This window comes from Paenibacillus sp. FSL R7-0273 (genome assembly GCF_000758625.1).
In the GTDB taxonomy this organism is placed as follows: domain Bacteria; phylum Bacillota; class Bacilli; order Paenibacillales; family Paenibacillaceae; genus Paenibacillus_AQ.
Genome location: NZ_CP009283.1, coordinates 626,406 through 637,500, shown reverse-complemented (window position 1 = coordinate 637,500; position 11,095 = coordinate 626,406). Strand labels below are relative to the sequence as shown.

General features: G+C 50.9%; 6 protein-coding genes, 1 rRNA gene and 2 riboswitches (1 of these 9 running past the window's edge). All 7 genes read right to left on the bottom strand.

Translation table 11 applies throughout. The features are described from left to right. Nucleotides 1–1,422: ribosomal RNA gene (locus R70723_RS02805) — 16S ribosomal RNA — on the bottom strand (it extends 126 nt beyond the left edge of the window). Between the two features lie 366 nt (nt 1,423–1,788). Then, nucleotides 1,789–2,598 carry a transglutaminase-like domain-containing protein gene (locus R70723_RS02800; RefSeq protein WP_039869608.1) on the bottom strand — a complete coding sequence of 270 codons (810 nt, stop codon included), beginning with the start codon at nt 2,596–2,598 and terminating at the stop codon, nt 1,789–1,791. Nucleotides 2,599–2,611: 13 nt separating this feature from the next. After that, a riboswitch (cyclic di-GMP riboswitch) is annotated at nt 2,612–2,692 on the bottom strand. Between the two features lie 75 nt (nt 2,693–2,767). Further along, nucleotides 2,768–2,848: riboswitch (cyclic di-GMP riboswitch) on the bottom strand. A 122-nt stretch (nt 2,849–2,970) separates the two neighbouring features. Then, the gene (locus tag R70723_RS02795; protein WP_039869606.1) at nt 2,971–3,621 is read right to left on the bottom strand and encodes a class D sortase; all 651 of its coding nucleotides are present in this window, start codon (nt 3,619–3,621) and stop codon (nt 2,971–2,973) included. Between the two features lie 51 nt (nt 3,622–3,672). Beyond that, a complete protein-coding gene (locus R70723_RS02790) occupies nt 3,673–4,074 on the bottom strand; it encodes a GtrA family protein (RefSeq protein ID WP_039869603.1) in 402 nt (133 codons plus the stop codon). Further along, on the bottom strand, nt 4,064–5,041 hold the full coding sequence (locus tag R70723_RS02785) for a glycosyltransferase family 2 protein (protein ID WP_039869599.1): 978 nt from the start codon (nt 5,039–5,041) through the stop codon (nt 4,064–4,066). The genes R70723_RS02790 and R70723_RS02785 overlap by 11 nt, the downstream gene beginning before the upstream one ends. Before the next feature lie 185 nt (nt 5,042–5,226). Continuing rightward, on the bottom strand, nt 5,227–9,045 hold the full coding sequence (locus R70723_RS02780) for a phospholipid carrier-dependent glycosyltransferase (RefSeq protein WP_052421167.1): 3,819 nt from the start codon (nt 9,043–9,045) through the stop codon (nt 5,227–5,229). Next, nucleotides 9,042–11,051 carry a glycosyltransferase family 39 protein gene (locus R70723_RS02775; RefSeq protein WP_039869597.1) on the bottom strand — a complete coding sequence of 670 codons (2,010 nt, stop codon included), beginning with the start codon at nt 11,049–11,051 and terminating at the stop codon, nt 9,042–9,044. The genes R70723_RS02780 and R70723_RS02775 overlap by 4 nt, the downstream gene beginning before the upstream one ends. Between the last annotated feature and the right edge of the window lie 44 nt (nt 11,052–11,095).

Here is an 11,095-nt window from a genome sequence, read left to right as displayed (position 1 = left end):
TCTCGTGGTGTGACGGGCGGTGTGTACAAGACCCGGGAACGTATTCACCGCGGCATGCTGATCCGCGATTACTAGCAATTCCGACTTCATGCAGGCGAGTTGCAGCCTGCAATCCGAACTGAGACCAGCTTTGCTGGGATTGGCTCCACCTCGCGGCTTCGCTTCCCGTTGTACTGGCCATTGTAGTACGTGTGTAGCCCAGGTCATAAGGGGCATGATGATTTGACGTCATCCCCACCTTCCTCCGGTTTGTCACCGGCAGTCACTCTAGAGTGCCCAGCTTAACCTGCTGGCAACTAAAGTCAAGGGTTGCGCTCGTTGCGGGACTTAACCCAACATCTCACGACACGAGCTGACGACAACCATGCACCACCTGTCTCCGATGCTCCGAAGAGGGGCACTATCTCTAATGCTTTCATCGGGATGTCAAGACCTGGTAAGGTTCTTCGCGTTGCTTCGAATTAAACCACATACTCCACTGCTTGTGCGGGTCCCCGTCAATTCCTTTGAGTTTCAGTCTTGCGACCGTACTCCCCAGGCGGAGTGCTTACTGTGTTAACTTCGGCACCAAGGGTATCGAAACCCCTAACACCTAGCACTCATCGTTTACGGCGTGGACTACCAGGGTATCTAATCCTGTTTGCTCCCCACGCTTTCGCGCCTCAGCGTCAGTTACAGCCCAGAAAGTCGCCTTCGCCACTGGTGTTCCTCCACATCTCTACGCATTTCACCGCTACACGTGGAATTCCACTTTCCTCTTCTGTACTCAAGCCACCCAGTTTCCAGTGCGACCTCAGGTTGAGCCCAAGGTTTAAACACCAGACTTAAATAGCCGCCTGCGCGCGCTTTACGCCCAATAATTCCGGACAACGCTTGCCCCCTACGTATTACCGCGGCTGCTGGCACGTAGTTAGCCGGGGCTTTCTTCTCAGGTACCGTCACTCCGGTAGCAGTTACTCTACCGGACGTTCTTCCCTGGCAACAGAGCTTTACGATCCGAAAACCTTCATCACTCACGCGGCGTTGCTCCGTCAGGCTTTCGCCCATTGCGGAAGATTCCCTACTGCTGCCTCCCGTAGGAGTCTGGGCCGTGTCTCAGTCCCAGTGTGGCCGTTCACCCTCTCAGGTCGGCTACGCATCGTCGCCTTGGTGAGCCGTTACCCCACCAACTAGCTAATGCGCCGCAGGCCCATCCCTTAATGACAGATTGCTCCGCCTTTCATTCTCCCTTCATGAGAAAAAAGAAATTATCCGGTATTAGCTACCGTTTCCGGTAGTTATCCCAGGCTAAGGGGCAGGTTGCCTACGTGTTACTCACCCGTCCGCCGCTAAGCTTACCCCGAAGGATAAACTCCGCTCGACTTGCATGTATTAGGCACGCCGCCAGCGTTCGTCCTGAGCCAGGATCAAACTCTCCAAATTGGTATTTAGAAAGAGCGATTGCTCATTTTGAAACATCTGACGAGAATTTACATTCTCTACTTTTGGATCTCACCGAAGTGATTTCCGATACTCACTCGTTGTTCAGTTTTCAAAGATCAAGCTCGTCGTCGCTAATGATTATCTCATCAGCAGCAACTCTTATAATATATCACGTTTGTTTCAGAAGCGCAAGCTTTTTTTGAAATTTCTTATTCGGTCAATTTCAGCTAAACTTTGACGCGCTCTAACAACGCTTACCTATAATACCCCACATCTCTTACAAAAAGCAACCCCCCTCGGCAAAAAAAGACCCCTCGCTTAAAAATCTAAGCGGGGGGTCTTGATAAGACTATATATCTTTCGTTATTAATAGAACTTAGCAGCGCTATATTTGCTTGCTACTTTTGTAAGGCCAGCATCTTTGCTGTTCTTAGCCAATCCAGCGTCTACTGTAGTATCAATTGTTACCCATTTACCGTTAAGCAAAACTTCATTCCAGGCATGGTAGGTCGATACATAGCTGGTGTTACCCATAACCAGTTTAGTTGGAATACCTTCACTGCGCAGCATTGTTGCGAATAGTGAAGCATAATCGTAGCAGATGCCCTTCTTAGTCAGCAGTGTGTTGTCATTGCTAGGGATATAGTCCTGTGCTACTGTAGCAGCCAATGTGTTGTCATACTTAACGTTGGCTACGATGTAATTATAAATTGCTTTAACCTTAGCTTCATCAGTAGTCAGGCCCTGTGTAAGCTGCTTAGCTTTCAGTACTGCCTTATCGGAAGAGGTCCATTTAACATTCTGCACGGAACTCAGGTATACAGCGTTAGTATTGCTGAGCTTAAGCTCTACATTCTCTGAGGATACTACTTTGTATTTGTTGCCGGTTGTGTTCTCCAGAACAGATACTTTATATGTGCCGTTGCCTTGCTGCAGCGGGAAGGATTCTGTCGATTGGGAAGCGTACAGGTTGTAAGTGTAGCTGTTGCCGTCTTTAGTGATCATGAGTTTGATGCGTTTATCAGCAGGTACATCATAGGATACTGCAACAACACCTTGGTCTAGCTTCGATGTATTCAACCAGCTTGAGTCTGCAGTTGCAGCAGAAGCTGTGCTTGTCTGAACGGAAGTAACCACTACGAACAATGTTAACAGCATGAAATAGAATTTTTTCATGGATAAAACTCCTTTCGGTAGCTGGCTGCCATCCTTACGGGAAGGCCCTTTAGCTTTGCGTCCCTACCTTTCGATAGGTTTGCCGTTATCGTGTGCAGCTTTATCTATTCTCTCAATCTTCCAAATATACTAGATTCTGGATTAGATAGCCAACAAAAAAAGCCCTTCATTCGGTAGCTGGCTGCCATCCTTGCGGGAAGGCCCTTTAGCTTTGCGTCCCTACCTTTCGATAGGTTTGCCGTTATCGTGCGTGCTTTTATAGTTATATACTACCATATTCCTGCCCAGATACAATACCTAAATTACTAGATTTTCAACATTTTTTATTAAAATTCTTTCTATTATGTGAAAAATCTGTTTGCATATCCGGTCTCAAGTCAATTTAGCATGGATAATCAGCCGGTGCGTAGGGTTAACAAGCGGATCACAGGTAATCAGAGTGAGGATAGAGTCCGTATCATTGCCATTCAGCACCGATACATCTGTCGGCTCCACAATAGAAATATCATATACCTCGTACTCATAAGCCTCTGTACTTGTCTTAATTCTGATAGTATCCCCGATCTTCACTTCATCCAACCTGTTAAAAAGCCTGCCTGCCGTTCTGGATCTGTGCGCAGCAATGGCTGCATTCCCCACCTCACCCAGCGGAGCCGTCTCCTTCATATGAGCAGCAGCATGCTTCAGATTAGCCTTAGTTGCTCCTTCAAGAACAGGCAGCTTCAGCTCAATCCGGTCGATTTCGATAATTCCGGTGATTTTGCCGCCCACTGTAATCTCCTCAGACGGCTTTTCTGACGGCGGTGCCTCTTCCTCCTGTGCCGACTCATCAGCCAGCAGCTGGGTTACCTCAGCATAAGGCTTCTGCAAATCCGGTCCAGGCGCCGGGGCCAGCTCACTGTAAGCCTGCTCTGCTTCCTCCAGCAGCTTGGCCTGCTGCCGGTCGTTGTACCACTCGCTTGCTTTTGGATACAGCATGATAAGGACGCCTGCCAATATGATCAAATAGGACAGCTTGCGCATGAAGATCCCTCCGTTAGTCCGGGACAAGGTCCCCCTTGCCCTGATAATTGCCTAGAACACCCACATACGGCTTCCAATAAAATTAATAATTACGGTAACGCCGGTAACCAGCACCTTTGCAAACAGCACCTGAATCCCGAAGCTGACCGTCAGCATATGCATCAGCAGCACCGAAATTCCCAGCACCGCCAGATTGAGGATGATGAACCTCACCAGCTGCAGCCGGTCAGAGCCGCTCTTACCAGCATCGCGGTCGCGGAAGGTCACTTTTTTGTTCCAGAAAAAGCTGTTGGCTGTACCCGCGCTATAGGAGATAACCTGCGCAGGCGCATTCATCAGCCCCAGTGAATGGAGCAATGTAAATACTGCAAAATCGATTAATGTATTGAGCAATCCTACGGCGTTAAATTTAAGGAACTGGATAAACCCCGCATTCAGCTTTTTATTTTTCATAACGTCTGCCTTCCCGCTTGTCAGGATATTCACCGTCCTCATACCCCCGGGTCTCCCGTACAATATACAGCGGCCGGTCCTTCGACTCATCGTAGATCCGCCCGATATATTCGCCGATCACCCCGAGCAGCATCAGCACGATCCCGTTAAACAGCAGATTGACGCCTACAATGGAGGTCCAGCCGGGAACCGCCCAGGTGGTAAACAGCTTTTGGAACAGGATGAAGAACAGATATAAGAAACTGGAAAAGGCCAGAAAGAAGCCGACATAGGATGCGATTTTGAGCGGTTTATGAGAGAAGGAGGTGATGCCGTCCAGGGCAAACCGGACCATTTTCTTCAGCGGATACTTGGTTTCTCCGGCAAAGCGCTCCTCACGCACATATTCAACCATCGTCTGGCGGAAGCCTACCCAGCTTACCAGCCCCCGGACATAACGGTTTTTCTCCTTCAGGCCGCGCAGCACATCGCATACCTTGCGGTCAATCAGCCGGAAATCACCGGTATCGGTAGGAATCTCCACGCTTGTCATGCTGCTCAGCAGACGGTAGAAGAGCTTGGCGGTCACTTTTTTGAACAGAGTCTCCCCGTGGCGCTTAAGCCGCTTGGCGTAGACCACCTCATAGCCCTCCTTCCACTTCGCAATCATCTGCAGGATAACCTCAGGCGGGTCCTGAAGATCGGCATCAATAACAACCACCGCCTGCCCTTCAGCATAATCCATCCCGGCGGTAATCGCGACCTGATGGCCGAAATTGCGCGAGAAGTCAATCAGCTTGACATTCCCGTCACGGCTGCTGATCCCGCGCATAATCTCAGCCGTACGGTCACGGCTGCCATCGTTAACGAAGACCAGCTCGTAGGAGTCGCCGCATTCGTCCATAACCTTTTTGAGGCGCTCATACGTATGCTGGATGACCTCCTCCTCATTGTACATCGGGACAATTACACTGTATCTGGCTTTCACCTTTGTTCCTCCTAAAAGTTTTATGGAGCTTTACTTCATTGAGATGCTTCGCAATAAAACTCGCTCCGGAAGCATACACTTTGTTTTGTGAGCATGAGCTTCCCTGTATTACTTCGTACAAAACTCGCTTCGAAAGCATACGCCTTAGTTTTATGGAGCTTTACTTCATTAGGGCTGGCTCCTCCCTAGAATACCCAGGAAGGGAACCAGCGCAGCACGATATTTACATAGTCGGCACTAACCTGCATTCCTGACAGCACCGGATAGAACATAATGAAGAGTATAGCCGCCGCAGCCACATAAGCATAACGGATTTTGGAGGCTCCGGGAACCCTGCTGTCCAGCTGTTTCATTACATATACAATAGCCAGGATGATAAACGGCACCATTGCAAAATAGTGATACAGGAACGTCTCGCGCGGAACGAGCATCCATGGCACATATTGCGACAAAAAGGCGATCCAGAGCATGTACAGGTGCTTCTCTTTGTTCCTGATGGTAAGCCACACTGCGCCAAGCATTGCAAAAATCCCGGTCCACCAGATCAGCGGATTACCCATAGTAACAATACTGCTCACCTGGCCCTCCGGCAGTCCTTCACCGCCGCTGAAGAACCAGACCGGACGTTTCATAAACGGCCATTCCCACCAGGAGGAGGAAAACGGATGCGTGGCTACCAGCTGGCTGTGATAGTTATACATGTTCTTCTGGGCATCAATCAGCCCTTTTATAGTATAGCCTTCTGTAGTAACGGACAGCACCGGAATAAAGGACAGGCTATAGACTATTACCGGAATAATGACAAAGAAGCCGACACAGCTGGCAAGTGTAATGATAGTGTTCTTCCAGAAGGATCTGTCGGCTGTCCGGCAGGCGGTCTTGATCTCCTGGTCACCCAGCTTTCCTTCTGCAAGCATACGCCCTGCTGCCTTGTATTCCCTATAGCGGTCGAACAGCGATAACGCGAGCATAACTGCCAGCCCGGCTCCCCCATACAGAACGATCCACTTGGACGCAACCCCTATACCGAAGAAGAGGCCTGCCCAAAACAGCGGAACCAGGGTTTTGCGCAGCGGAACACGGTAAAAGTTCATTGTAAAATAGCGCTGCATGAAATAGAACATCAGCATGATGAAGAATACGCCGTACACATCAATGGTGGAAATACGCGTCTGGGTAAAATGCATGAAATCCAGCGCGAACAATCCGGCTGCCAGCGCAGCGTAACGGGTTCTGCCGAACAGCCGTAGGCCCATCATATAAATCAGCGGCAGCATCGCCGCCCCGAACAGGGTGCCGATAATCCGCCAGCCGAACGGATTGACGCCGAACAGCTCCATCCCGGCTCCGATCAGAATTTTGCCGAGCGGCGGGTGAGTATTTTCGTAAGCTACAATGCCGTGGAAATGCTCATATGCAGTACGGGCATGGTAGATCTCGTCAAAATAAGTGCTGTTCATAAAATTTGAGTGTGCCGGAACTAGCGACTGCTCATCAAACAGATTGGCAGGCTCGCCTCTTTTGGCAGCTGCACCGGCATCCGGAGTTACACCGGCTACAGGCAGCGGGGTTTTGTTCCCTCCCTGCTCATAGAAAGCAATTTCATTCAGAGTGAATCCAGGCGAAGTTACAGTAAGCTTCACATACCTTGCTGCTACGTTCAGCGGCTGGCTTTTCCAGATGAAGACATTGCCGACATCCTCGCTTACATCCAGCGGGCTTCCCCACACGTCCGGCGTTTCGCTGAATTCGAGCTTAAACTTACCGGTACCTACACCGCCGAATATCTTTACATTCTCCAGCTGTCTGCTCTGGCCAAGATCAGCATAGAAGCTCTCGCCGATGGCTGCAGGCTCCCATAACGTTTCCGGCGCCTTAGTTGAACCGAGATTAACCAGGGCAATGACTGTATAAACTGCCGTAATGGCAAGCATCCAGATCCAGTCCTTACGCTGCAGCCTGAACTTGGACTTGCCTGCGGCTTCGAGCGGCCGGATGCTTTCAGCTAGCGCCAGATCAGCTGCATAATGCTCAGCGGCTGTAGCCGGAGGGGCAAGCGGCTTGATTTGTTTGCGGATATATACCATATACCCGGTATACAGCGTATAGACCAGCAATCCGAGATTGGCTATAGATGTAACAATAACAATCCCGTCTGTCGGCGGGTTGCCGCCGGCATTGAGATGAGCCAGGGTATAGCCGACATTAATATATTGCGTCAGCGTAAAGCCCAGGAACATCGTCAGAAACCGCCGGTCCTTGCTCTCCATATAACTGAAGAGGCAGAGAATGAGAGCCGGATAGATATAACGCTCATGCATTTTGGTGCCGAGCACGAAGACGACGGCAATTAGTACGATCGCTATAAAATAAGACTTGGACAGCTCCTTGCGGTCTTTGCGGAATGAATAATAGGCTGCTGCTGCAACTGCGGCCAGGATAAAAATAAAACCCCAGACACGGTAAGTGATGCCCAGCCAGGTTACATCCATCGCTGACCACATCGGCCCGGTGAGGGCATACAGGTTGAACGCATTAACCGTCGAATACGGATATGATGACAAAGTACTCTTATACAGATCGATCAGCCCGATGAAGCCGCCGTTATTCCAGAAGAATGGAGCTGCCAGCAGGATAAAGGCCCCGAGGCCGTACAGCGCGCCGTAGGCCAGCTGCTTCCAGGCCCGGTGATGATAAAAGGCGAACATCAGCACAGGTGTAAAGATCAGCGCCTGGGGCTTAACAAGCACAGCAATAGCAAAGAAGATGGCTGAACGGATAAAGGTTTTGTCCGCTGCCCCCATAATGCTGAGCAGCAGGAAGATCATAAAGAAGGAATCAGCCTGCCCCCAGGCGGAGGAATCCATCAATACAGCCGGATTGAACAAGTACAGCAGCATCAGGCCCATAGCCATTCCGCCGCCCAGCTTCTTGCTACCAATCTTGTAAATGAGCACGCCCAGTACAAGATCCGAAAGAATAGCCGGCATTTTAAACAGCAGCATCTCTCCCGCCGAGCCGTGCGTCAGGCCGAACAGTCCGCGGAGGGCGCTCAGCAGATATAATATGTACAAATAGCCGGGCGGGTAGTCCGCGAAATAGCCTTCCTCGTAGAAGCCGCCCGGCCCCTTGTCAACCAGACGCTGGCCCCAGGCAATGAAGGTGTTCATATCATTTTCGTAGCCTTGTGCAGTAATGCCGATCCAGATACGCAGAATAAAGGCGCCCGCGAATGCCACATACAGCCATCTTGTGTAAACAATGTCCGTCTGGCCAAGCAGCTTGCTGCTGCGCAGCCCTCTATTGTACATCAGGGCAAAAAACACGCTGAATGCTGCCGAGATGAGCAGGATCTTAGCCGGTGAGACCTTATGGGGTACAGTTTCAGTACCACTGTTATCGGCAGGAACGGCTGTCCCGGTATCTAGAGAAATGAAGCCTGCTCCCTCCGGAAGGGTCTCCAGCTGTTCTACAGACAGATCATCGAAATAGGCTTTCCCTTGAATAAGGTTGGCATAGCCGCCTAGGGCTGCTCCAACGGCAAGCTCGGTCTGCTCGCTTCCGGTCTGGCCGATAAACTCAAGATATTGCCAAGCCCCGCCAGTATCCGTTGTGGCGGGGTATCCGCCGCCGATGCCGACCGGAAATATATTGGCGCCGAAGCCTTCGCCGGCAATGCTGGCAACTTTGATATATCCGGAAATCCTGTAGTAGCTGCCCGGTGTGACGGTAAGGGTCTGAACCCATTTCAGGTGATTCGGTTCAAAATTCTCGATAACAGCCGATTTGCTGCCCGAATGAACCTCCTCAGACTGGACGGACAGAATACCTGCGCCATCCCCGGCAATCCAGGCATCCTTCGTCCAGCCGGACGGCGCTCCCTCCTCCCCGTCCTCAAACCCGGGATTCTGCAGCAGATTCCCTTCTGCATAAATACTGGTTACCGGAAGTACGAACATCAGCAGCATAAGCATAAAGACTGCGGCCGCGCGTAGATTTTTCATCGTTCCAACCTCACCTCATCAATGTTAATCCAGCCGTTCCCGCCGGTTATAATAACCTCAGCCAGGTCTCCCTGACTAAGGTTAACAGCCGGAAGCCGTATCTCATGATACGCATCTCCCGCTGTCACTTCCGCCTCAGCCTGCAGATTACCGTTCACAAGCAGACTGATCCTTCCTCCGCTGCCGCCGGCGCTTGCCATAACGGCCAGCGTATATTCTCCCGGCTCCGGCTGGACCGTGAAGCTCTGGGCAACGGTTTTGTCCGCCCCTGCATCCAGATAGGCTAGCAGGCTTCCCGAGTACGGATTATTGCCGGCAACTCCCGTTCCCGCTGAAAACACCCAGCCGGCCGCGCCCTCCTCAAAGCCTCCGTTCAGCAGCCCGCTGCTATCCGGCAGGCCCGGGGAGGAGGCACCCCCTTCATAATCACCGGTAATAAGGACCGTATAATGGGCAAATTCCTTCAAGGTATATTCTCCGTTAAATGCTGCCGGAAGCCCGGAATAGTTACTAATCACATAGGCAGAGTTCGCTTCCAGCACTGCCGGCTTGCCGAAGCTGTACCTGCCAAACTCCGTGACCTGCTGAAATGCGCCGCCGGGGTTACTGTAAACGACAGTATCCTGAAAGTCATGAGGATTAATCCGCTCATAGAACAGCACATAAATATAAGGCATGTTGATATCATCGGTTACGAATATGTTCCATCCGGTGTTCCGGGATGCATAACGGATCGCCTCCCCTGCAGATTCATGGAAGGACGGACCGATTTGTCCGGGATAATCACGGAAATAAACAGTTGCAAAGGAGCCAAACATGACGGCAAAGACAGCAGCGGCCAGAATGCCGGCCGGCTTTATTCTGGAATAGAGCCAGATGAAGCCGGCTGCCGCCAGCATAATCAGCGGATAAAACACAATGTTGATCCGGTTAATATTTACCGTTGTAATAAAGGCCATCAGCACCGCTGACAGCAGCCAGATAAGCAGAACCCCTCTGCCCGCCTCCTTGCGCGGGTGCTTCCGGATTGCCCGGATCATGACAATCAGCCCAAGGAGCGCGAAGGGCAGGGCAAGCGGGTATGCATAACCGTACCAGGATATGGAGTTCCACGGCAGACCGTCGCTTCCGCTCCACAGGATAGACAGAAACTCATGAAAATTCCCTGCTGCAGTCTTAAACAGCTGTCCGCCGAATACAGAAGAAATCTCCTCCACCCGCGGCATCGTAAGCTTCGGAACAGTGAACAGCGGCGTTGTGACCGCCTGCAGTGCATTATAATGATTGATTATTATAAATAATAATATGGGGAGGGACAGCAACACAAACAGCAGGGCATTCCAGAGCAATGTCCGGACTTTAATTGCTTTGCAGTATAATAGAAGAATTGCAGATCCCGCAGCAAACACAGGAACAAAGAAATAGGCCGTTCCGTAGGCATATAAAGATAGGGCCAGCACAGCGGTAAAAGCATAGGTCCAGCGTGAATCCGCAGACTGGACAGACCGCAGCAGGCAGTAGAATGCAATCAAAATCAGGGTGGGGAACAGGTTGGATTCCAAAGCCCATCTCGACATCATAATATGCCAAGGGTTAACGGCTATAAAGAACATGGCAGCGATACCTGCCGTCCGGGAAGGAAATAGCCGTTTCATTATTAAATAGAAGAAAATCATTCCCGCCAGCCCCATAAATACACTGAGTGCCCGCACAGACAGCGGAGTCAGCCCGAACAGCAGAATAAAAGGCATGGACAGGTATGCATAAAGCGCATTTTGCCCGCTGCCCCAGGCTATAAGATGAACTGGCAGATGAACGCCGTTGCGGTCGATCCCGTAATGAAGAATAGCGTAGGCATCATAGCCGATGGATGCCTCATCCTGATTCAAGCCCGGCGGAACCGAGCCTATGTACACAATCCGAACAATTGCCCCGAGCACGAACAGCAGCAGCGGCCAGGGGTTGTTTTTGCAGGAGTTATATATCCTGGACAAGATGCCGGACAACTCACATCACCTCTTCAACAATATAATCTAAATACCGGATGATG